The 20,607-nt window shown below is 62.8% G+C and carries 22 protein-coding genes and 3 tRNA genes; 15 read left to right on the forward strand and 10 right to left on the reverse strand.

The window, feature by feature from the left end; all coding sequences use genetic code 11:
* Window positions 1-184: 184 nt before the first annotated feature.
* The 3 genes from NKJ75_RS11150 to NKJ75_RS11160 all read right to left on the reverse strand — a co-directional run bounded on the left by NKJ75_RS11150 (window position 185) and on the right by NKJ75_RS11160 (window position 4,371).
* On the reverse strand, window positions 185-952 hold the full coding sequence (locus tag NKJ75_RS11150; protein WP_023667464.1) for an NAD kinase: 768 nt from the start codon (window positions 950-952) through the stop codon (window positions 185-187).
* 444 nt (window positions 953-1,396) lie between these two features.
* Window positions 1,397-3,682 carry a CHAT domain-containing protein gene (locus tag NKJ75_RS11155; RefSeq protein ID WP_352499655.1) on the reverse strand — a complete coding sequence of 762 codons (2,286 nt, stop codon included), beginning with the start codon at window positions 3,680-3,682 and terminating at the stop codon, window positions 1,397-1,399.
* A gap of 65 nt (window positions 3,683-3,747) precedes the next feature.
* Window positions 3,748-4,371, reverse strand: coding sequence for a caspase family protein (locus tag NKJ75_RS11160; RefSeq protein ID WP_352499656.1), 624 nt, complete (start codon window positions 4,369-4,371; stop codon window positions 3,748-3,750).
* A gap of 285 nt (window positions 4,372-4,656) precedes the next feature.
* On the opposite strand from NKJ75_RS11160, the gene NKJ75_RS11165 reads away from it, so the two are divergent.
* From NKJ75_RS11165 to NKJ75_RS11180, 4 genes are all read left to right on the forward strand, one after another.
* Window positions 4,657-5,691, forward strand: coding sequence for an extracellular solute-binding protein (locus tag NKJ75_RS11165; protein ID WP_352499657.1), 1,035 nt, complete (start codon window positions 4,657-4,659; stop codon window positions 5,689-5,691).
* Between the two features lie 97 nt (window positions 5,692-5,788).
* The gene (locus NKJ75_RS11170) at window positions 5,789-7,216 is read left to right on the forward strand and encodes an amidase (protein ID WP_352499658.1); all 1,428 of its coding nucleotides are present in this window, start codon (window positions 5,789-5,791) and stop codon (window positions 7,214-7,216) included.
* A gap of 69 nt (window positions 7,217-7,285) precedes the next feature.
* A complete protein-coding gene (locus NKJ75_RS11175) occupies window positions 7,286-7,975 on the forward strand; it encodes a TetR/AcrR family transcriptional regulator (protein WP_023725772.1) in 690 nt (229 codons plus the stop codon).
* 166 nt (window positions 7,976-8,141) lie between these two features.
* Window positions 8,142-8,669: a DUF2569 family protein gene (locus NKJ75_RS11180; protein WP_245260196.1), complete on the forward strand. Its 528-nt coding sequence runs from the start codon at window positions 8,142-8,144 to the stop codon at window positions 8,667-8,669.
* Between the two features lie 126 nt (window positions 8,670-8,795).
* On the opposite strand, the gene NKJ75_RS11185 is transcribed toward NKJ75_RS11180, so the two are convergent.
* Window positions 8,796-8,871 (reverse strand) — tRNA-Thr (locus NKJ75_RS11185).
* 159 nt (window positions 8,872-9,030) lie between these two features.
* Between NKJ75_RS11185 and NKJ75_RS11190 the strand changes: the two genes are divergently transcribed.
* From NKJ75_RS11190 to NKJ75_RS11200, 3 genes are all read left to right on the forward strand, one after another.
* Window positions 9,031-9,213, forward strand: a complete 183-nt coding sequence (locus NKJ75_RS11190) for a hypothetical protein (RefSeq protein WP_023667458.1) — start codon at window positions 9,031-9,033, stop codon at window positions 9,211-9,213.
* Between the two features lie 120 nt (window positions 9,214-9,333).
* Window positions 9,334-9,543 (forward strand): hypothetical protein, encoded by a 210-nt coding sequence (locus NKJ75_RS11195; protein ID WP_023688402.1) that lies wholly within the window; start codon window positions 9,334-9,336, stop codon window positions 9,541-9,543.
* 202 nt (window positions 9,544-9,745) lie between these two features.
* The gene (locus tag NKJ75_RS11200) at window positions 9,746-10,054 is read left to right on the forward strand and encodes a BA14K family protein (protein WP_023667455.1); all 309 of its coding nucleotides are present in this window, start codon (window positions 9,746-9,748) and stop codon (window positions 10,052-10,054) included.
* A gap of 74 nt (window positions 10,055-10,128) precedes the next feature.
* Here the strand turns inward: NKJ75_RS11200 and NKJ75_RS11205 are convergent, their stop codons facing one another.
* Window positions 10,129-10,491 (reverse strand): hypothetical protein, encoded by a 363-nt coding sequence (locus NKJ75_RS11205; protein ID WP_352499659.1) that lies wholly within the window; start codon window positions 10,489-10,491, stop codon window positions 10,129-10,131.
* A gap of 47 nt (window positions 10,492-10,538) precedes the next feature.
* Complete coding sequence (bhcR, locus tag NKJ75_RS11210) at window positions 10,539-11,357, reverse strand: HTH-type transcriptional regulator BhcR (RefSeq protein ID WP_352499672.1); 819 nt, start codon at window positions 11,355-11,357, stop codon at window positions 10,539-10,541.
* Window positions 11,358-11,561: 204 nt separating this feature from the next.
* Between bhcR and gcl the strand changes: the two genes are divergently transcribed.
* The 3 genes from gcl to NKJ75_RS11225 all read left to right on the forward strand — a co-directional run bounded on the left by gcl (window position 11,562) and on the right by NKJ75_RS11225 (window position 15,411).
* Window positions 11,562-13,343, forward strand: a complete 1,782-nt coding sequence (gcl, locus tag NKJ75_RS11215; protein ID WP_352499660.1) for a glyoxylate carboligase — start codon at window positions 11,562-11,564, stop codon at window positions 13,341-13,343.
* A 168-nt stretch (window positions 13,344-13,511) separates the two neighbouring features.
* Window positions 13,512-14,309 carry a hydroxypyruvate isomerase gene (hyi, locus tag NKJ75_RS11220; RefSeq protein ID WP_023702459.1) on the forward strand — a complete coding sequence of 266 codons (798 nt, stop codon included), beginning with the start codon at window positions 13,512-13,514 and terminating at the stop codon, window positions 14,307-14,309.
* A 157-nt stretch (window positions 14,310-14,466) separates the two neighbouring features.
* Window positions 14,467-15,411: a 2-hydroxy-3-oxopropionate reductase gene (locus NKJ75_RS11225; RefSeq protein ID WP_502903851.1), complete on the forward strand. Its 945-nt coding sequence runs from the start codon at window positions 14,467-14,469 to the stop codon at window positions 15,409-15,411.
* Between the two features lie 43 nt (window positions 15,412-15,454).
* Here NKJ75_RS11225 and NKJ75_RS11230 read toward each other — a convergent pair whose 3' ends face one another.
* Complete coding sequence (locus NKJ75_RS11230; RefSeq protein WP_352499661.1) at window positions 15,455-16,306, reverse strand: TrmH family RNA methyltransferase; 852 nt, start codon at window positions 16,304-16,306, stop codon at window positions 15,455-15,457.
* A gap of 210 nt (window positions 16,307-16,516) precedes the next feature.
* On the opposite strand from NKJ75_RS11230, the gene NKJ75_RS11235 reads away from it, so the two are divergent.
* Both NKJ75_RS11235 and NKJ75_RS11240 read left to right on the forward strand, forming a co-directional pair.
* Window positions 16,517-16,601, forward strand: a tRNA-Tyr gene (locus tag NKJ75_RS11235).
* A 28-nt stretch (window positions 16,602-16,629) separates the two neighbouring features.
* A tRNA-Gly gene (locus NKJ75_RS11240) sits at window positions 16,630-16,703 on the forward strand.
* A gap of 16 nt (window positions 16,704-16,719) precedes the next feature.
* Here NKJ75_RS11240 and NKJ75_RS11245 read toward each other — a convergent pair.
* On the reverse strand, window positions 16,720-17,109 hold the full coding sequence (locus NKJ75_RS11245; protein WP_352499662.1) for a VOC family protein: 390 nt from the start codon (window positions 17,107-17,109) through the stop codon (window positions 16,720-16,722).
* Between the two features lie 98 nt (window positions 17,110-17,207).
* Between NKJ75_RS11245 and NKJ75_RS11250 the strand changes: the two genes are divergently transcribed.
* Window positions 17,208-18,095 (forward strand): helix-turn-helix transcriptional regulator, encoded by an 888-nt coding sequence (locus NKJ75_RS11250; protein WP_352499663.1) that lies wholly within the window; start codon window positions 17,208-17,210, stop codon window positions 18,093-18,095.
* Here NKJ75_RS11250 and NKJ75_RS11255 read toward each other — a convergent pair.
* Entirely contained in the window at window positions 18,092-18,568 is a 477-nt protein-coding gene (locus NKJ75_RS11255) for a YidB family protein (protein ID WP_023667447.1), read from the reverse strand. The two genes, NKJ75_RS11250 and NKJ75_RS11255, sit on opposite strands and share 4 nt — an antisense overlap.
* 130 nt (window positions 18,569-18,698) lie before the next feature.
* Here NKJ75_RS11255 and NKJ75_RS11260 point away from each other — a divergent pair, with 130 nt between their 5' ends.
* Window positions 18,699-18,956 carry a GlsB/YeaQ/YmgE family stress response membrane protein gene (locus NKJ75_RS11260; protein ID WP_023688411.1) on the forward strand — a complete coding sequence of 86 codons (258 nt, stop codon included), beginning with the start codon at window positions 18,699-18,701 and terminating at the stop codon, window positions 18,954-18,956.
* A 65-nt stretch (window positions 18,957-19,021) separates the two neighbouring features.
* Here NKJ75_RS11260 and NKJ75_RS11265 read toward each other — a convergent pair whose 3' ends face one another.
* The gene (locus tag NKJ75_RS11265; RefSeq protein ID WP_352499664.1) at window positions 19,022-19,909 is read right to left on the reverse strand and encodes a DMT family transporter; all 888 of its coding nucleotides are present in this window, start codon (window positions 19,907-19,909) and stop codon (window positions 19,022-19,024) included.
* Between the two features lie 313 nt (window positions 19,910-20,222).
* Between NKJ75_RS11265 and NKJ75_RS11270 the strand changes: the two genes are divergently transcribed.
* On the forward strand, window positions 20,223-20,607 hold a 385-nt coding region (locus tag NKJ75_RS11270), incomplete at its 3' end, for a GTP-binding protein (RefSeq protein WP_352499665.1).

Here is a 20,607-nt window from a genome sequence, read left to right on the forward strand (position 1 = left end):
GTCTTTGGCTGGTTCGGGGAAGCGCAACGGCATCCGTCGCGGCAAGCACAGCGTGCCTGCAAGATTGGTATTGCGATTAGGCGCAAGCCCGCGATTTGTCAACAGAAACGGGCGGGATTGGCACGATTGTGAAAACGTAAGCTTAATCGCGATGCTTAATTAGGTAGTCACTCTTTGCGCCGGCTCAATAGCGAAATTGCTCGGCGAGAATGCGTTCGTTCCACGAATGGTTGGGATCAAACAGCAGCGTCGCCGTCGCAGTCGGCGATTCCCGGACCGTCACGGAAGCCACCGCCTTGACCTCGGTATGGTCGGCGGCGGTGTTCACCGGGCGCTTTTCCGACTCCAGAATATCGAAGCGTACGGTCGCCTTGTTTGACAACAAGGCACCCCGCCAACGGCGCGGCCGGAACGGGCTGACCGGGGTCAGCGCGAGCAACGGCGCATCCAGCGGCAGGATCGGCCCGTGCGCCGAAAGATTGTACGCGGTGGAGCCGGCCGGCGTCGCGATCATCACGCCGTCGCAGTTCAGTTCCTCGATGCGGACCTGCTCGTCGACGGTGATGCGGATCTTTGCCGTCTGGTAGGACTGACGCCACAGCGCCACCTCGTTGATGGCGAGTGCCGAAACCGTCTCACCCTCATGCGTCACCGCCAGCATTTCCAGCGGGCGGATCGTTTCGGCGACGGCGGCCGCGATGCGCTCGGTGAGGCCCCCGACGCGGTACTCGTTCATCAGGAAGCCGATGGTGCCACGGTTCATGCCGTAGACCTTCTTTCCCGTGCTCATCGTGTCGCGCAAGGTCTGCAGCAGGAAGCCGTCGCCACCCAGTGCCACCACCACCTGGGCGTCGTCGAAGGATGCCTGGCCATAGCGGGCCGACAGGCTCTCCATCGCCGCCTTGGCATCGGCAGTGTCGGAGGAGACGAAGGCGAGATTGGCTTTGCTCATGACATTCCGATGGCGGTCGGCCGATGGCGGTCGGCGGCGGTTGCGTGGGGTAGCATGGGCAAGCGCATCTGCAAAGGGAGGCATCGTCCGGGCCAGTTGCGGCCGCGGCGAAACGAAATCGGCGGCTCGCGTTTCATGTCGCCGGAACGGCGAATGTGATGGTTAAGTGCGAGCTTAAGCACTCGTAAAGCCTGATCGATCATGTTAGCCGACAGAGGATGGGTGGCTGGGGGGCTAGCCAGTCGAGACCTGTCTATTGCCGGTGACACGCCTGATTATCGTCTTCCTTGTGATGGGAAGTTTCGCCCTTCTCTTTGCGGAGCTTGTGCGGCAGTCCGAAGACATGAGCTCCAGGCCGATGGCCTCACGCTGCGGCGGCGCCGGCGTGCCATGCCCGCAAAACGCATTGTAGGCGAAGCCAATCCGCCAACGACGATCCGTCGCCTACTGCCCGACAATCCTCAGATTGGCGTTGCCGTAGAATGTGTAGGCGAGATAGGTCGGATCGCCGGTCCGGTAGAATTCTCTGCGGACATCCTGCAGGATCTCGGCCAGATAGACCGGCCCGTCCTTGATCCGCGTGCTGATGCCGCCATAGAAATCGGTCGAGAAGGCCGCTGCCGCGCGGTCGGTCAGTGGCCACATGCCGCCGATGAAGCCGGAAGCGCCGCCCGCCAGCACCGCCGGACCCCAGCCCTGCACGAAGCCGCCGAGCATCTGCGAACGGCCGGTGTCGCAGGCGTTGAAAAAGTAGAACGGATTGCCCTTGCCATGCGCGGCCGCGACCAGCGCGGCCCATGTATCGGGGTCGAGCGACTGGTCGACGAGATCGATGGCAAAGACCGGCCGGCCACTGCTCGGCTGGTTGACCTCGCCATGACCGGAGAAATGAATGAAACCGGTCGAGACTTCACCGACCAGTTTCTCGAAAGAGGTGAAATCGCCATCGAAGCGGCGGTAGCCGTAAAGCTTGCTCAGCGCCGCGATCTCGTCCTGCTGAAAGCGCAGCGAGCGCTTGTCGAGATAGGAGGGCGCGACGGCCGCGACGCCGGTGAAGGTCATGCGGTCGAGCGGGTTGTCGACCTGTGAGGCACTGCTGCGCGGAGCCCAGCGCGCCAGCCGGTAGCCCATGCCGAGAAAACCGTCGGCGACGGCGCCGTCGGCGCTGCGCGGGCGGATCAATTCCCAGGGCAGCGTCGGGCTGTTCGAGGTGATCTGGATCGAATGGAGTTCGCCTTTGCCGCGCAGCGACCAGAACACGTCCTTGAACGGTTTCGGCACATAGTCGCGGTAGAGCGCATCGCCAAAACCTTCGGCGGCGAGCGTGACAAAGCGCTTTTGCGCCCCCGTATCGCTGCTTGCGGCAGGCTGCTGCAGCGAAACGGCGCCGCGCAGGCTCAATCCGAGCTGCAGCAGGCGGCGGTATTCGGAGTCCAGCCATGCCGCCATCTCAGGTGGCGTCGAGAACGTATCGGTCACCGGACCGGCCAGATGCGGTGAATGGATGATGATCTGCCCCGAACCCAGCCCGCTCGGATCGTCATAGAGGATGGTCACGTCGAGATCGGGGACGTCATCGCCGGCTGCGCCGCCGAGCGTCACATTGCCAGTTACCGCCGGCTGCGGCGCCGCTGCGGCCAGCATCAGCATGGCAGGTGCTGCGGAGCGTTCGGCTGTGGCGCTCAGAGCGGCTGCCTCGACAGGCGCGGTGCGGCGAATGATAACCGACCGCGATGCCGATCCCAGGAACCTCCCGGCGCTGTAGATGCGCGCGATGAACTGGGCCGGCTTGCTGTCCTTGGCGATCGGCCGCGCCTTGACGTCGAAGCGGACGAAGTCGCTGTCGCCCTGGCGGTAGAGCGTCGTCCGTCGGCTCCATTTGCCGCCGTCAGCGAGATCGAAGCCGGAGGCGAACAGATCGATATCGATCGGCCATTGCTCGGTTCCCGCCGGCATCGCCATGGCCAGGGCGCCATCTTCCGTCACCGACGAGCCCGGCGCTGCCTTCACCTTCACTTCGGGCGTGAATTGCTCTTCGGTAAGGGCGATCGAAACGGTCACCGTCTCGCCGGCGACAATCTCATCCGGCGCATCGATGGTTGGATGGCGCACCACCTCGACAGCGCCCGTCTCGGGTTGTGGAAGGGCGCCGCCGGAAGGAGGGCTTTGCGCCTGGTCGATGGGCGGCGGCGCTGGTGTCGGTGGCGCCTGCGCCTCCGGCGGACTTTCGGCGCCGGTCGCGGGTGGCGGGGCCGATGTCATGCCGTCCTCAGGGGGGATCCCTGCCTTATCGGGGGGCGGTTCGGCGCCGGTGGCTCCGCCATCCTGCGGATAGGTCCCGCCGAGATTGTTCTGGGCAGCGGCCACAGCTGCGTCTTCAAGACGTTGCTTTTCCTCTTCGTATCGTTGCCGAGCCTGCTCTTCCTGCAATTGGCGCTGCTGTTCCTGGCGTTTGTATTCCTCGTAGAGCGCCGCCTCCTTGGCGCTGTCGCCCATCGCGGCATCGGGACTGCCGGAGCCCGGTGCAACGTCCATGGGGTAGGGCTCCTGACCGCTGCCATCGGCGTAGTCGCTGCCATCAGGCTCCCAACCGCCACTCCCGGAGATGTAGCCGCCGCTCGCCATCGCCGGCGGTGCCGGTTCCGGCACAAGCGGCAGCGCCGGTGCCGCGCCGGCCACCTGGTCCGGCGTCAGCACAAAGGCAGCGTCTGCCGAGCGGCCATATGCCATCCATGGCCACTGGGCGCCTGACGTTTTGTCGATAGTGGTTTGCCTGACCGAGGCGAGGATGATGGCTATGTCCGCGCCGCGCTTGACCAGCGCAGCGGTGAGCGCATCGGCAAATACGTGACGGGGCGGGCTTCGTCCAGTGCAACGGTTCCGGGTTTGGCCGACAGAGCGACGATGGCGTGGGTGAGGGGATCGACCGCCGCCAGACCCTGCATCACGCCGGAAGTAGGGTTGTGGCCATCGCCGGGATTGTCGAGCAGAACCACCTTCAATGTCGGGGTTGCCTCGAGCGCCTGCATGAACAGATCGAGGGGCAATGCCGTCTGGTCGACCGTTTCCTTTGAATCGATCCGGGTGCCGCGCGTCAGTAAATAGTTCCTGCCGTTGGCCTGCGCGGTGTGGCCGACATAGTAGAAGATGCCGACGGAGTCCGGTTTGGCCAGGGATTGGGCGAAATCATGCATGGCGCGCGCGACATCGGCGCGGTCGCCATCCGACACCTGCCGGACGGTGAAGCCAAGCGATCGTAGTGTCGCTGCGACGAGTTCGGCACTGAGGTCGGCGTTGGCGATTGCCGGTGAGCCCTCAGAGGCCGGATTGGCGACAACCAGCGCTATCCGCTCTTCGCCGCGCGCAGCGGAGAAGAGCGCCATGGTCATCAGCAGCACGACCGCCAGAAAAAGGCGCATGACCGTGATCCAAGCCCTGCAGGCTGCGGCGCTCACGCCACGGCTTGCCCCAATTCATCAATGGCCCAACCTTGACCATATCATGTCGGCTTCGCCGGCGCACTGCCGGTGCCGATGATGCAGTTGTGTCGCTAAAAGATATTGACTGTATGTTTAGTAATTAATACCGTTGCCCGAGATACCGAGTTGGTCAGCCGGCATTCGCCGGTGAATGATCACCAGGACGAAGGGAACTTAGGGACTCGAGGCGCAATCCCGCCGGTCCCAACAATGGGAGACACAAGCATGCAGTTGAAATCGACCGCCACGGCGCTCGGCCTGTCGCTGCTGGCGATGACCGGCATTGCCCGCGCCGAGGGCGAACTCCAAATCTACAATTGGGGCAACTACACCAGCCCGGACCTGATCAAGAAGTTCGAGGAAACCTACAAGGTCAAGGTTACCGTCACCGACTACGACTCCAACGATACGGCTCTGGCCAAGGTCCGCCAGGGCGCTTCCGGCTATGACATCGTCGTTCCATCGGCCAGCGTGATGCCGATCTGGATCAGCGAAGGCCTGCTCTTGGAAACCGATCCCAACACGATGGAGAACTTTAGAAACGTCGATCCGAGATGGGTCGACGTGCCGTTCGACCCCGGCCGCAAATATTCGGTGCCGTGGCAATGGGGCACGACCGGCATCTCGGTCAACAAATCGGTCTATGCGGGCGATCCGAACACCTCGGCGATTTTCCTCGATCCGCCGCCGGAACTCGCGGGCAAGATCAATGTCGTGCCCGAAATGGGAGACATCATGTTCCTCGCCATTGCCTATGAGGGCGGTAAGTACTGCACCGACGACAAGGTGCTTTTGAAAAAGGTGCATGACAAGCTCATCGAGGCGAAAGCGAAATGGCTGTCGCTCGACTATGCGGCCGTCGACGGTCTCGGCAGGGGCGACATTGCCGCCGGCGTCAACTGGAACGGCATATCGCTGCGCGAGCGGCTGGAGAACGACAAGATCGTCTACGGCTATCCCAAGGAGGGCTTTCCAATCTGGATGGACAATGTCGCGGTGCTCAAGGATGCCAAGAACGTCGAGAACGCCAAGCTCTTCCAGAATTTCATCATGGACCCCAGGAATGCAGCGATGATCTCGGCCTTCGCGCACTACGCCAATGGCATCAAGGGCTCCGAGCCCTTCCTGCCGGCCGATATGAAGGGCGCGCCCGAAGTGGATGTTCCGGCCGAATTTGCCGACAAGGGCCAATTCATGTCGGCCTGTCCCGCCGACGTCCAGGCGCTCTACACCAGGATCTGGACCGATCTGCAGAAATAGCAGCGCCGCCGGCCGAAGCTGACCAACATCGGGCCGCGCATCGCGGCTCGGCCATCCCCAATGCCAGATGCCGTAAAGCCGCCGCGGGAGATTTTTTATGTCCGATCTCGACCTTTGCTACATGCCGGCCAGCGAGGCGTTGCGGCTGTTCAAGGCGAAGAAACTGTCGCCTCTGGAACTGATGCAGGCCACCATCCGCCGCGCCGAGGCAACCAAGGCGACGATCAACTGCCTCACCTTCACGCATTTCGACGAGGCGATGGATCTCGCCAGAAAAGCCGAGGCGAAATACGCCAGAGGCGCAAGGACCGGCGCGCTCGAGGGCCTGCCGATCGGCATCAAGGATGAGAGCTACATCAAGGGCAAGCCGACCTCGCATGGCTCGCTGCTGTCCGGGGACGCCATTGGCGGCCATACCTCGACCATGAACGAGCGTGTCATGAAGGCCGGCGGCATCGTCCACGCCCGCACCGCGACGCCCGAATTCAGCTGCGCCGGTTATACCTGGTCGAAGCGCTGGGGCGTCACGCGCAACCCCTGGAACCCGGATTTCACGCCGGGCGGTTCGTCGGGCGGTTCGGCGGCAACGCTGGCCTCCGGCACGTCGTCGATCGCAACCGGCTCGGACATAGCGGGCTCAATCCGCATCCCTGCCTCGGCCTGCGGCCTGGTCGGTTTCAAGCCGCCTTACGGCCGCAATCCCGATGAGGCGCCGTTCAATCTCGATTTCTACTGCCACACCGGGCCCTTGGCCCGAAACGTCGGGGATGCGATCCTGCTGCAGAACGTCATGGCCGGGCCGAGCCCGCTCGACATCGCCACGCTGCGCCCGAAACTGCGCCTGCCGCTCGACTACAAGCCGATCAAGGGTTGGAAGATCGCATTCTCCATGGATCTCGGGTCCTTCGAGGTGGATGCGGACGTGCGCAAGAACACGCTCGCTGCCTGCGATGTGTTCCGCTCGCTCGGCGCCACCGTCGAGGAGGTGGACCTCGGCTGGGGCGACGAGGTGCTCAAGGCCGGCATGGCCTATCTCGAACATCTCTTCGGCGCCTCGCTGTCGCCGCTGCTCGCCAAGCACGGCAAGGACATGACCAGCTATGCCAGGCAGTTTGCCAACGACGGGCAGAAGTCGAAGGCCACGGACTTCGTCGCGACCTTGGACGTGGCGGCCAGGATGTATCTGACGCTGGGGCCGTTGCTGGAAAAACACGATGTGCTGATCTGCCCGACCAATGCGCTTCCCGCAGTGCCGGCGGAATTCGATCAGACCAAAGGCAAGGTCGAGATCAATGGACGAGAGGTGAACCCGTCGCTGGGCTGGGTGATGACGACGCCGTTCAACATGCTGAGCCGCTGCCCGGTTCTGTCCGTGCCGTCGGGCCGCGCCGCCAACGGCGTGCCCACCGGCATCCAGATTGTCGGCCGCACCTATAGCGACGCCGACGTGTTCCGGGCGGGTATGGCCTATGAGACGGCTCGTGGTCAGTGGTACACGAATGCCGGGACACGCCCGGCGCTGTGAGTCCGCAGGGCGCCGGCATCCCAAGGCAGCGGCGGGATGTTTCGGCCGCCGGGGAAAGGCCTGACGACAATGGCGCAACGCATAGCCACTCCGGATGCGGGAAAAAGCAAGGCGGCCAAGGGTGCGGCGAACGACGCTGCGCCCAAGGACCGCCGGCGCGAGCGCGGCGAAGCGAGCATCCAGCGCATCATCGACGCCACAATCGAGCTCATCGCGGAGGAGGGGCTGGCCAGCGTCACCATGCAGCGCATCGCCGAGCATGTCGGCTCGTCCAACGCACTGGTGGTCTTTCATTTTCGCAGCAAGGAGAACCTGTTCCGAGCCGTCCTGCAATATCTCAGCGACCAATATGACGCGCTGTGGCTGACGCTGGTGCGGGCGCCCGGCCTGTCGCCGGTCGAGCGGGTCTTGGGCGCGGTCGATTGCGCGCAACGCTTTGCCCGCCAGCATCCGAATTGGGTGTCGGTCTTCGTCGTGTTCTCCAGCGACCGCAAGAGCATGCAGCTCTACAACGAGATAGGCCTGCCCAGCGATCTCGCCTACACGGCCGAAGCGCGCGAACTGCTGATCGAGATTTCGCGCAGCGGCGGTTACACCGGCGTCGACATAGACACGCTGTCGGAGAGCCTGAATTATCTGGTTCACGGCGCCTGGTATTGGGACCATCTCAACCCGTCCAGCCGCGACACCGACGTGCTGCGCAAGACCATGCTGCTCCTGCTGCACCAGGCCTTTCCGCGGCATTTTGACTTGGGGTGAGATGCGGCCATTGCGAGCGACGAAAGCGTCCTCTGCAAACCTAAACCCGAAAATCTCTACGATGCCTTGATCTCTGTAAAAACGCTTGCACAATCCAGAGGTGCGAGCTAAACAACCCAGGGATGCATTCGAGGGTGGGTAAATGTGGCATTGGGCGATACTTCTGTTGCTGATTGGCGTGCCGGTTTTCTTCGCCGTCCGGTCGTCGCGCAAATCCTCACAGAGCCCAGATGACCTCGTGGGGTTCGGCGGCTGGCTGATCCTGCTGGCGATCAGCCTGTCCCTTTCGCCGTTGCGCACACTTGTCGATATGGCCAGTCTGGTCAAAACCTACCAACAGCTTGTTACAGTGCCCAACGGGGCCTTGGCCATCTATGGCGAGGCAGCCCTCAATCTGGCATTTCTGGTGCTTCAGCTGGTCGTGCTTGTTTCGATGCTGCGGCGAAGCCACCGCTTTCCGCAGCTGTTCATATGTCTGTGGTTCGCGATCCCTCTCTTATTCGTACTGGACACAGTTTGGATATCGACTGTTCTGGGTGTCCCGGTAAACCGTTTGCTTGCCGGAGGAGCTCTGGTTACACCTTTGGCATCCTTCATAGTCACAGGGATCTGGGCCGCCTACGTCTACAGGTCGGTTAGGGTGAGGAACACGTTCGGCGATACGGCAGCCATACAGGCTGCCACATTTTCCTAGAAGGTCCGACGGCTGCGAGTTGGCCTGATGTCGTGCTGCCAGCTCCGCCGAATAGAACCGTCGGCAGTCCTCCTTCGACTAACGAGCTTCGAGTGGCCTGCCACCCGAAGCTCGAAGAGCGAAGGGTGGTGCCCCCGGACGGAATCGAACCGCCGACCTTCGGTTTACAAAACCGCTGCTCTACCAGCTGAGCTACAAGGGCACGGCGCTCCGGTTAGCATATTTCGTGCGCCAGTAAAGACAAAACTCCGTTTTCGATCGCTAATGGACCCCGCCGAGGTGGGCGGGCCGCCATGCTGAAAACCGCCAATGCGATCCCTACCATATCTCTCAGGTGCAAACGCATCGAACGGGGTGTCGCATGATCAGACTTGTCATCATCCTGCCGCTTGTCGTCATTGCCTGGCTGCTTGCGGTAAAGCTCATCAGGGACGTGAAGAGCGCCAATGTCGACTGGACCGGCATCGCCGCCATCGTCGGTTTTATCGCGATGGCGTTTTGGCTGCGGCATGTGACTGGGATGGGGATGAATGGTGAATGGTGAATGGGCGAACGCCTTTCGGACCATTGACTACTCACTACTCGCTCAAAACCTCGAACCTTTCACCACGTCACCGCGACTGATCTCCAGAGGCGAATGGTCGCCTCGATCAAGGAGATCATCATGTTGAAGCGCAGTCTTACTTCGGGCCTGGTCGCCATCTTCGTCGCCACCGGCGCGCTCGCCGGTACCGTGCAGTCGTCCTCCGCTCACAGCCATCATCACCACCATCACAAGCACCACGACAAGCCCTCTTGGTGGTGGAACCATCAACACAAGCACCATCACCACAAGCATCATCATCACCACGGCAAGGTGATCATCTTCCTTTGAGCGAGACGACCTGCCTCGCGGAAGGGCGGCTTCGGCCGCCCTTTTTTGCGTTGAGCGCTCGATCGATCAGATCTTGGTTTCCATCGGCTGATTTCCGGCCTTCAAGAAAATCCCAAATTCTTTCGAACCTTTTTCCGCGCCGAAACGACAGATGATCAAGAGGCGGATGGATCGCCTCTCGCAACGAAACAAGGAGATCGTCATGTTCACGCGCAAAATCGCTTCTGCCCTCATCGCCAGCACCGTCGCCGCCACCTCGCTGGTCGGCACCGTCCAGCCCTCGGCCGCCCACAGCCATCACCACAACCGCGAAATCGGCATCGGCATCGCCGCCGGCGTCGGCGGCTTCGTGCTCGGCAGCCTGCTCAACCAGCAGCCCCGCACCGTCTATGTCGACGACGAGGGTGGTTCCTGGCACGTCCGCCGCTGCGCCAATCGCTACGCCAGCTACGATCCGTACTCCGACACCTATGTCGGCTATGACGGCTACCGCCACTATTGCCGCCTCTAAGAGGAGGCTCCCCACAAGAAGGAGGGGCTGTACGCAGCCCCTCTTTCCTACATTTGAGCGCGTGGCAGTGTCAGCTACGGTTTGGAGATCGGTAATCCGGCTGCATGGCAGGTGCCGACAACGCTCGCATTCTGCGATTGATCGCCCATGGCGATCAGTTCGAAGCTGCTTCCTTCATCCGGATAGATCTTGGCGGCGAACGGTTGGTCTGTTGTATGACCACCGGACGATGACTTCGCGGCGACATGGCCGCAGACCACGATTTCCCGGCGGCCGTTGAGCGTCCGCTCGCCGGCGCGCATCGTCCCGAATTTGGCGGATACAGGATCCTGCAAATGCTGGCGAATGCCGATCGTGATTGTCTCCTCCAAAGCGAGCGAGATCGGAATCTCGCTGACTTGCTGGGAGACAGGGGCGGGTTCGGGCACCGTCGCCACGCATCCGCACAGTGAAGCGGCGAGCAAAAGCTGAAGCGTTCTCCGCATTATAATCGGAACCCGCCGATCATCCTCGTCACCTCAGCGGCGGCGTCGCGCACCAGCGGCCCGATCTCGTCCAGCCGCTCCATCGTCACCCGCACCGTCGGTCCGGAGACCGAGACACCGCCGATCGGCTCGCCGAACTCGTTGAAAATGGCGGCGGCCACGCAGCGCATGCCGGGATGCCGCTCCTCGTCGTCGACCGACCAGCCGCGGTGCTTGATGACAGCCAGGTCATGGGCCAGCGCCGAAATGTCGGACAGCGTCTTGTCGGTGAAGCGCTGCAGGCCCGACTTGCGCAGGATGGCGGCGACGCGTTCCGGCTCGAGCTGCGCCAGCACCGCCTTGCCGATGCCCGAGGCATGGAAGGAGCTGCGCGTGCCCGGGCGGAAGAAGGCGCGGATCGCCTGATGGGTCTCGACCTGGCTGACGAAAACGACGCAATCGTCCTCGGCGACGCCGAGATTGGCGGTTTCACCGGTCTTCTCCATCAATTCCTGCATGACCACGCGGGCCCGGTCGACAAGCTTGCGGCGGCGCAGGAAGGCGGCACCCATGCGGTAGGTCTCGACGCCGATCGACCACAGCTGGTCCGATGTATCGAACTCGACCATCCCGTGGTTCTGCAGCGTCGTCAGCATGCGATAGGCGGTGGACGCCGCAAGCTCGCTGCGCGCCGAAATCTCGCTCAGCGACAGGCCATTGCCTTCGGCGACGATGGCCAAGATGCGCAAGGCCCGGTCGAGCGACTGTACAGAACCGGCCTCGGACGGACCGTTGAAAGCGCGCGGCCGGCCGCGCTGGCGTTTTTCGCTGGTTTCCATGGCGGCATTGTCGCCGGTTTCGCCGAAATCGCAATGAAAAACTTTTTCATCAATTTTGATGGCCGGATTCATGGAAAACGAAAAAGCCAGTGGAATCAGTGTATAGAAGGGGTTTTCTCGAAATGAAAAATTATTCTGAAAAAATTGAAAAATGAAAACGACACTGGCATTGTCAACCAACCAACAATCTTGAGGAGGCTGGACATGGCCAGGATGCGCGCTGTCGATGCAGCGGTTCTCGTTCTCGAAAAGGAAGGCATTTCCTGCGGCTTCGGCGTGCCGGGCGCGGCGATCAATCCGTTCTATTCGGCGCTGAAGGCGAGGGGCTCGATCCGCCACATCCTGGCGCGCCATGTCGAGGCGGCCTCGCATATGGCCGAGGGCTACACGAGAGCCAAATCAGGCAATATCGGGCTGTGCATCGGCACGTCGGGCCCGGCCGGCACCGACATGGTCACCGGGCTCTATTCGGCGGCGGCGGACTCCATCCCGATCCTGTGCATCACCGGGCAGGCGCCGCGGGCACGGCTCAACAAGGAGGATTTCCAGGCGGTCGATATCGCCGCCATAGCCGCACCCGTCGCCAAATGGGCGGTCACGGTCATGGAGCCCTATCTCGTGCCGATGGCGCTGCAGAAGGCATTTCACCTGATGCGCTCGTCGCGACCGGGCCCGGTGCTCATCGACCTGCCGGTCGACGTGCAATTGGCCGAGATCGAATTCGATATCGATGCCTATGAACCGCTGGTCCCGTTCAAGCCGGCAATGTCGCGCGCCCAGGCCGAAAAGGCCTTGGCGATGCTCAATGCCGCGGAAAAGCCGCTGATCGTCGCCGGCGGCGGCATCATCAACGCCGATGCGTCGGATCTGTTGATCGAATTCGCCGAGATAACGGGCGTGCCGGTCATCCCGACGCTAATGGGCTGGGGCGCGATCCCCGACGACCACCGGCTGATGGCCGGCATGTGCGGGCTGCAGACCTCGCATCGCTACGGCAATGCGACGATGCTGGAAGCCGATTTCGTCTTTGGCATCGGCAATCGCTGGGCCAACCGCCACACCGGTTCGGTCGATGTCTACACCAAGGGCAAGAAATTCATCCATGTCGACATCGAACCGACCCAGATCGGCCGGGTGTTCGCGCCGGATCTCGGCGTCGTCTCGGACGCCGGTGCGGCACTGAAGATGCTGCTCGACGTCGCCACCGAATTGAAGACGGCAGGAAAGCTGCGCGACTGGTCGGGCTGGGCGAAGGAATGCCAGACCCGCAAGAAGACGATGAAGCGCAAGACGCATTTCGAGCAGGTGCCGCTGAAGCCGCAGCGCGTCTATGAGGAGATGAACAAGGCGTTCGGCCGTGACACCACCTACGTCACCACGATCGGCCTCTCGCAGATCGCCGGGGCGCAGTTCCTGCATGTCTACAAGCCGCGCAACTGGATCAATTGCGGCCAGGCCGGCCCGCTCGGCTGGACGCTGCCGGCAGCGCTTGGCGTGCGCGCCGCCGATCCGGATCGCACCATCGTGGCGCTGTCGGGCGACTACGACTTCCAGTTCATGATCGAGGAACTGGCGGCCGGCGCACAGCACAAACTGCCGTATATCCATGTCGTCGTGAACAATGCCTATCTCGGCCTGATCCGCCAGGCGCAGCGCGGTTTTGCGATGGATTTCGAGGTGAGCCTGGCCTTTGAGAACGTCAACCGCGCCAACGATCCGGAGGCCGGCTACGGCGTCGACCATGTCGCGGTCGCAGAAGCGATGGGCTGCAAGGCGGTCCGGGTGCGCAAACCGGAAGAGTTCGCCGGCGCGTTCAAGGAAGCGCAGCGGCTGATGAAGGAATACCAGGTGCCGGTGGTGCTCGAATTCATCCTCGAGCGCGTCACCAACATTTCCATGGGCACGGAAATCGACAAGATCACCGAATTCGAGGACCTTGCCGAAAGCCATGAGGATGCGCCGACGGCGATTGTGTTGCTCGATTAGGCGCGCCGATATTCAGGTGAGACAGGCCTGCAAACGGCGCCTTCCTGCGCTTCCGGTGCTCACGTACAGAAAGTACGTTCCGCTCCGGTTCTCGAAAGTCACCGTTTTCGACTCTGCCCGACCTGAATCTCAACACGCCTAGGGCCAAGCAGAAGAAGGAGAAAAAGAGTGCCGCGTTTTTCAGCCAATCTGTCGATGCTCTTTGGCGAGCATGAGTTCCTCGATCGCTTCGATGCCGCAGCCCGCGCCGGCTTCAAGGGCGTCGAATATATCGGCCCCTATGATCATACGCCTGACGTGGTCGCGGCCCGGCTGAAGAAGAACGGCCTGACACAGGTGCTGTTCAACCTCCCGGCCGGCGACTGGGGCAAGGGCGAGCGCGGCATCGCGGTTTTGCCCGACCGCGCGCCGGAATTCCGGCAAGGCATCGCCAAGGCGATCAGCTATGCCCATGCGCTCGGCTGCGAGCAGGTCAATTGCCTCGCCGGCATCGCGCCGCAGGGCGTGGATCGTTCGGTGCTGGAAAATACTTTAGCCGAGAACCTCGCGTTTGCAGCCGAGAAACTGGAGCAGGCCGGCATCCGGCTTTTGATCGAGCCGATCAACACGCGCGACATACCGGGTTTTTTCCTGAACTATTCGGAGCAGGCGCTGGCGCTGATCGAGCGCGTCGGTTCGAAGAACCTGTTCCTGCAATACGACATCTATCACATGCAGATCATGGAGGGGGATCTCGCCCGTACCATCGAGGCCAACCTCGGCCGCATCGCGCATATCCAGCTTGCGGACAATCCCGGCCGTCACGAGCCGGGGACGGGCGAGATCAATTATCCCTTCCTCTACGAGCATATCGACAGGACCGGCTATTCCGGCTGGGTCGGAGCGGAATACAAACCGAAGGCGGGGACGGAGGCTGGGCTGGGGTGGTTTCGGGAGCTTAACGGGCAGGGGAGTGCCGCGGCTTAGCTGTTACGATTGAAGTCGCGTTCCTTCGCGCCCCCCTCTGGCCTGCCGGCCATCTCCCCCACAGGTGGGGAGATCGGACGTCATCCCGGCTTTCGCTCCCCAACATTGCAGGGTGAGCGAGGCGCCGAAACTGCCAATCTCCCCACAAGTGGGGGAGATGGCCGGCAGGTCAGAGGGGGCGCGAAGGAACTCAGCCTCAACAAAGGAGAAAACAATGGAAACCATCGGCTTCATCGGCCTTGGCATCATGGGCGCGCCGATGGCGGGGCATCTCCTGGATGCCGGCTACGCCGTCATTGCCAGCGACCACCGCTCGAAGCCGCCGGCCGATCTCGTCGCCAAGGGCTTGAGAAGCATCACCGGCCACGCGGCAGTGGCGAAGGCCGCGGATATCATCATCACCATGGTTCCCGACACCCCGCAGGTAGCCGAGGTGCTGTTCGGCGAGAACGGTGTCGCTTCCGGCCTGAGCAAGGGCAAGCTGGTCATCGACATGAGCTCGATCTCGCCGATCGAGACCAAGGTTTTCGCCAAGAAAATCAACGATCTCGGCTGCGACTATCTTGACGCGCCGGTGTCGGGCGGCGAGGTCGGCGCAAAGGCGGCGTCGCTGACCATCATGGTCGGCGGCGAGGACAAGGCGTTCGAGCGCGCCAAGCCCGTGTTCGAAAAGATGGGCAAGAACGTCACGCTTGTCGGCCCGAACGGCGTCGGCCAGACCACCAAGGTTGCCAACCAGATCGTCGTAGCCCTGACCATCGAGGCGGTCGCCGAGGCGCTGGTCTTTGCCGCAAAAGCCGGCGCCGACCCCGCCAAGGTCCGGCAGGCGCTGATGGGCGGGCTGGCGGCATCGCGCATCCTCGAGGTGCATGGCGAGCGCATGATAAAGCGCACCTTCGCGCCGGGCTTCCGCATCGAACTGCACCAGAAGGATCTCAGCCTGGCGCTGGAAGGCGCCAAGGCGCTCGGCGTCTCATTGCCCAACACCTCGACGACGCAGCAGCTGTTCAACTCGTGCGCGGCGAATGGCGGGGCGAAAGAGGATCATTCGGCGCTGGTGCGGGCGCTGGAGCGGATGGCGGGGCATGAAGTGGGTGAATAGTGAACGGTGACGGTAAGAACGCTTTCCATTCAGCATTCACTATTCACTTTCCAAGGAACTTCCGTGCCGCATAAAGGCTCACCGCCGCGGCGTTCGACACGTTGAGCGAGCGGATGGCGCCGGGCATGTCGAGGCGGGCGAGTGTCGTCACCGTCTCGCGCGTCTTCTGGCGCAGGCCCTTGCCTTCGGCGCCGAGCACCAGGGCTATCTTTTCGCCTGAAAAACTCGTTTCGAGTTCGGCCGGCCCGTCCGAATCGAGGCCGATGGTCTGGAAGCCGGCTTCGTGCAGCTGTTCCAGCGCGCCGGCGAGGTTCTTCACCTCGATCTGGTCGATATGTTCCAGCGCGCCGGAGGCGGATTTGGCCAGCACGCCGGATTCCTGCGGGCTGTGGCGGGCCGTGGTGATCAGCGCACCGGCGCCGAAGGCGACCGCCGAGCGCAGGATGGCGCCGACATTGTGCGGGTCGGTGACCTGGTCGAGCACCAGCACCAGTTTGGTATCGCCGAGCGCGTCAAGGCGCTTGGGCTTCAGCGGCTCGGCCTCGATCAGCACGCCCTGGTGGACGGCGTCCGAACCGGTGATCTTGTCGATGTCCTTCGGCTCGACCAGTTCGGCCTTGAACGGCAAAGCGGCGAGGTCGGCGATCGCCAGCCGCTCGGCGGCATTGCGCGTCACCAACATCTTTCTGATCCGCCGGCGCGGATTGTCGAGCGCGGCGCGCACCGTGTGCAGGCCATAAAGCCGCACCAGCCCGTCGGCGGCGTTCTCGCCCGGCGGCACCGGCTGGCGCGGCCGGAAGGCAGGCGCGCCGCCGGCCTTCTCGTCGCGATGGGCGCGACGCAGCTTGGCGTAGTGGGTGTCTTTGGCGGTCTTGGGCGTGTTGTCATTGCTCATGGCCGGCTTCTATAGCCGCGTCGCCGGGCCATGGATACAGGCAGAAAGCCGGCTTGCCGGGTGAGCTGTCAAAATCAGCGCATTTTGCCTTGCGGTGCGGTTGACACCCACTGGCCTTGCCGCCATAAGGCGCTTCGCTGATTTCGGACAAAACCCCGGTTTCGACCTGATCGGCGAGAATGCCTCGTTGCAAGGCTTCGACGGCAGGCTGGAGAGGTGCCCGAGTGGTTAAAGGGGACGGACTGTAAATCCGTTAGCTTAGCTTACGTTGGTTCGAATCCAACCCTCTCCACCACTGCCAGCCCGCGAACCTTGAGGACGATGCGGGTATAGCTCAGTGGTAGAGCAGCAGCCTTCCAAGCTGAATATGCGGGTTCGATTCCCGCTACCCGCTCCAAACTCCCCACTCCGCATCAGATCTCAGCGAATATCTCGACAACGTTGCCGTCGGGATCGCGGAAGAACACTGTCCTGTGGCCCCATTCCTGGTCGGTGAGCGGCAGGACCGGCTGCACGCCCTTGGCCTGAAGCGCCTCGGCGCAGGCAGCGACCATCTCCGGCGCCACCCGGAATGCCAGCTGCAGCGACAGCGCATCCCGCTGCTGCGGCGTGTCGTTGAACATCATGCCGAGGCTGGTTAAGGCCAGCGTGTTCGGGCCGACCCGATATTCGATCCACCTGTCGCCGAGTTCGCGCTGCGGCTCAAATTCCATCACGTCCCCGTAGAAGTGCCGCATGGCGGCCATGTCGCGGGCGAAGATGCCGGTGTAGTCGATCTGACGGATTTCATTGAGCGCGTTCATTGTCGAAGTTCCGTGGCTGATGTTGCGATCGCTCGCAACCTAGCTTTCCTTTAAAATGGTACAAGACTATAGCTTATACTGGTATTCACGGTGACAGAATGACGTATGGCGGCCCACGGCACGACGAGCTTGCCCGCTTCCTGCGCGAGCGGCGGGACCGGTTGCCGCGGATCGATGGCGCCAATGGCCGCCGCCGGGCACCGGGCCTCAGGCGCGAAGAGGTCGCCGCCGAGGCGGGGATCAGCACCACCTGGTACACCTGGCTCGAGCAGGGACGGGAGGTGAACGCGTCGCCGCAGGTGCTTCGCTCGCTGGCGCGGGTGCTGAGACTGAGCCGGTCGGAGCAGGCCTATCTCTTCCAATTGGCGCGGCCCGATCTCGATTGGCGAGACCGGCTCGGCGAGCAAGGCCTGCCCAGCGCGCCGCTGCTCAGCCTGCTCGAAGGGCTGACACCGCACCCGGCCTATGTCGTCAATCGCTACTGGCAGGTCGTCACCTGGAACCACCCGGCGGCGGTGCTGCTCGGGGATTTCGAGACGGATGATGAGTGGTCCGGCAGCCTGCTCGCCCGGCTGTTTCTCGACCTGGAATGGCGGCAGCGCTTTGTCGACTGGCCGGAGGTTTCGCGCTCGGCGGCGGCGCAGTTCCGGCTTGCCACTGTCGCCATGACTCGCGATCCGGTGCTGGCTGCGCTGGTTTCGTCACTGGAAGCGGCAAGCGAAGCGTTCGCCACGTGCTGGAACAGCCGCGACATCGCCGAGCCACCGATCTGGCGGAAATCCATCCGGCACCCTGTCGCCGGCGCGATGTCGTTCGATTTCGCCACGCTGCAGCCGGGCGGCCGCGACAGTGATTTCTCGGTTTCCGTCTACACGCCGGTCGATGCGTCGACTGCCAGGCGGTTCGCCGCGCTGGTCGGAGCAACGCCCGACAGCCGCAAGGCGGTGCCGGGCGTGTTTGCGCGTGATGCAGGCGCAGAAGTCTAGCTGTTGAAAGCGGACGCGACCTGGTGTTGCTGCGGCACCTGTCCGTTCGGCGTCAGTCTGTCGACAATGCCGGGCAGGGCTGTGGACAATTGCTTGAGCAACTCCTGCTCGTCCAGTCCGGTCCTTTGCGCGATCTCTCGAATGACCTGCGGGCCGATCGCCTTGCCCAGATCATTGGCGTTGATCGGCTGGTTCTGCCCGGTGCCGACCCATGAGTCAGCAACATTGCCTTGGCCGGCATTCTTGAGCTTGTCGAGCAGTCCGCCCAGTCCGCCAAGCAGGCCGCCGTCGCCTGAGGCCGTGGTTCCGGTGGGGGCTGGCGTTTGAGGCTGGGCGGGCTCGCCCGTCTCTTCGGCACTCGTCTGTTCGGCGCTTCTGCCGCTCAGCATCTTTCCCACCAGCAGCGCGCCGAGCGCGATCATCAGCGGTTTGGTGATGTTGCCGCCGGGCACGGCGTTGTCAAAAAGTCCCATAGGTCAATCCTCCATAACGACCAAGCCCGTCCCGCCGGCTACAATGGACCATGCGGGCGGAATTTCAAGTTGGCTTGAGCTTTTGACAATCATGTGACCATGATCGGCGGGCGGGGAATGGAGAGGAAAAATGGGCATTATCAGCTGGATCATCCTCGGCGTCATCGCCGGCTTTATCGGCAGCAAGATCGTCAACAAGACCGGCCAGGGCCTGATCATGGATATCGTGCTCGGCATTGTCGGCGCCATCGTCGGAGGGCTGATCTTCAGCGCCTTTGGCGCCACGGGTGTGACCGGCCTCAACATCTGGAGCCTGATCGTCGCCATCATCGGCGCGGTGGTCGTGCTGTGGGCCTATCACCAGTTCTCCGGCAAGCGAACGCTTTAGGCGCCAGTCTGCCGACTGGCCGACCGCAGGTCGGCCAAACCTGCTTCGACGCGTTGACTTGAAGGTCAGGCGACGACGGTCAGCCTGCGTTTGCGTTCATCAAGCGAGACGATGGTCAGCCCGCTCGCGACCACCAGCAGGATGCCGCAGACCGCCAGGGCATTCGGGAACTGCCCGAATACCAGCACGCCTGAGATGACCGCCCAGACGGTAAAGCAGTAGTAGAACGGCGCCACCACGCCGGTCGGACCGACGCGATAGGCCATGAAGATGAAGAAATGGCCGAAGATCAGGAAGAATCCGGCGCCGGCCATGAGCAGCAGGTGCCGGGCTTCCGGCATCACCCAGCGCTCGGAAACGAGATGCGCGGCGCCCGCGCCGATCAGCACCACCACGACGGCGGAAATGGCGACGATCATGCCCGGCACTTCGGGCGCGACCCGCCTGCCGGCAAGATCGCGCGCCGCCGCCAATGCCGCGTTGCCGAGCGCCAGCAACGCATAGACCGAGATGCCCTGCATGGTCGGCTGGGCCACCATAAGCGCACCGATGAAGCCGAGCCCGATCAGCGCCATGCGCACGCCGCCGATCCGTTCGCCGAACAGGATGGAGGAGCCGACCAGCATCAAAAGCGGGGTGATCTGCCCGAGCGCGGTCGAATCGGCGATCTGCATGTTGGCCAGCGCCACGACGTAGCAAAGGATGGCCGCCAGCTCGAGCAGGTTGCGGCGCAGCACGCGTTTGTCGAAGATCAAAGGGATCTGCCTGCCATAGCCCAGCAGGAACAGCAGCGGCATGCCCCATAGCGTGGCCGCGACCCCGCGCAGGAACAGCACTTCATAGGACGGCAATCCCGCTGTGGCGAGCTTCATCATCGTGTCGTTGACGAGGTACGACCCCGTCGAAACGATCATGAACAGCGGGCCGCGTATGGAGGTCGGTATGAATTGCATGGGGCAACCAAATCAGACCGCCGCCGCAGCGGCAATGGGCCAGGCGCCGGCTGCACATCCGGCAGGCAAAGGCCAGGACATGGGCGGGACAGGACATGGGCGGGAATAGCAAACAGGTGCTGGAGCCCGCAGCCCCCATTTCATTTCCGTTCGCGCGTTCCTATATCAGCGCCACATCCCCGCAATCGGATCATCGGTTCGCACCGAGTGGACAGCGCACCCGGCCACAAGGCACTTGTGTTTTTCGGCCGTAGTCGCTAATCGCCCCGCATTCGACTGAACTGAAGGTCAAGGCCGTCCAAGGAAAGAGACTATGGCAAAAGGTAAATTCGAGCGTAACAAGCCTCATGTGAACATTGGCACGATTGGCCACGTCGATCATGGCAAGACGTCGCTGACGGCGGCGATCACGAAGTATTTTGGCGAATACAAGCGCTACGACCAGATCGATGCGGCGCCCGAAGAGAAGGCCCGCGGCATCACGATTTCGACGGCGCACGTCGAATACGAGACGGCTGCGCGCCACTACGCCCATGTCGACTGCCCCGGCCACGCCGACTATGTGAAGAACATGATCACGGGCGCTGCGCAGATGGACGGCGCGATCCTGGTCGTGTCGGCCGCCGACGGCCCGATGCCGCAGACCCGCGAGCACATCCTGCTTGCCCGTCAGGTCGGCGTGCCGTCGATCGTGGTGT

Source organism: Mesorhizobium sp. M0058 (assembly GCF_040323095.1).
In the GTDB taxonomy this organism is placed as follows: domain Bacteria; phylum Pseudomonadota; class Alphaproteobacteria; order Rhizobiales; family Rhizobiaceae; genus Mesorhizobium.

Coding starts and splice junctions, on each gene's coding strand:
- gcl (WP_352499660.1), top strand. CDS start 11,562: ATGGCCAGGATGCGCGCTGTCGATGCAGCGGTTCTCGTTCTCGAAAAG.
- NKJ75_RS11165 (WP_352499657.1), top strand. CDS start 4,657: ATGCAGTTGAAATCGACCGCCACGGCGCTCGGCCTGTCGCTGCTGGCG.
- NKJ75_RS11250 (WP_352499663.1), top strand. CDS start 17,208: ATGACGTATGGCGGCCCACGGCACGACGAGCTTGCCCGCTTCCTGCGC.
- NKJ75_RS11230 (WP_352499661.1), bottom strand. CDS start 16,306: ATGAGCAATGACAACACGCCCAAGACCGCCAAAGACACCCACTACGCC.
- NKJ75_RS11160 (WP_352499656.1), bottom strand. CDS start 4,371: ATGCGCCTTTTTCTGGCGGTCGTGCTGCTGATGACCATGGCGCTCTTC.
- bhcR (WP_352499672.1), bottom strand. CDS start 11,357: ATGGAAACCAGCGAAAAACGCCAGCGCGGCCGGCCGCGCGCTTTCAAC.
- NKJ75_RS11175 (WP_023725772.1), top strand. CDS start 7,286: ATGGCGCAACGCATAGCCACTCCGGATGCGGGAAAAAGCAAGGCGGCC.
- NKJ75_RS11245 (WP_352499662.1), bottom strand. CDS start 17,109: ATGAACGCGCTCAATGAAATCCGTCAGATCGACTACACCGGCATCTTC.
- NKJ75_RS11170 (WP_352499658.1), top strand. CDS start 5,789: ATGTCCGATCTCGACCTTTGCTACATGCCGGCCAGCGAGGCGTTGCGG.
- NKJ75_RS11195 (WP_023688402.1), top strand. CDS start 9,334: ATGTTGAAGCGCAGTCTTACTTCGGGCCTGGTCGCCATCTTCGTCGCC.
- NKJ75_RS11260 (WP_023688411.1), top strand. CDS start 18,699: ATGGGCATTATCAGCTGGATCATCCTCGGCGTCATCGCCGGCTTTATC.
- NKJ75_RS11255 (WP_023667447.1), bottom strand. CDS start 18,568: ATGGGACTTTTTGACAACGCCGTGCCCGGCGGCAACATCACCAAACCG.
- NKJ75_RS11155 (WP_352499655.1), bottom strand. CDS start 3,682: ATGGCATATGGCCGCTCGGCAGACGCTGCCTTTGTGCTGACGCCGGAC.
- NKJ75_RS11225 (WP_502903851.1), top strand. CDS start 14,467: ATGGCCGGCAGGTCAGAGGGGGCGCGAAGGAACTCAGCCTCAACAAAG.
- NKJ75_RS11150 (WP_023667464.1), bottom strand. CDS start 952: ATGAGCAAAGCCAATCTCGCCTTCGTCTCCTCCGACACTGCCGATGCC.
- NKJ75_RS11265 (WP_352499664.1), bottom strand. CDS start 19,909: ATGCAATTCATACCGACCTCCATACGCGGCCCGCTGTTCATGATCGTT.
- NKJ75_RS11200 (WP_023667455.1), top strand. CDS start 9,746: ATGTTCACGCGCAAAATCGCTTCTGCCCTCATCGCCAGCACCGTCGCC.
- NKJ75_RS11190 (WP_023667458.1), top strand. CDS start 9,031: ATGATCAGACTTGTCATCATCCTGCCGCTTGTCGTCATTGCCTGGCTG.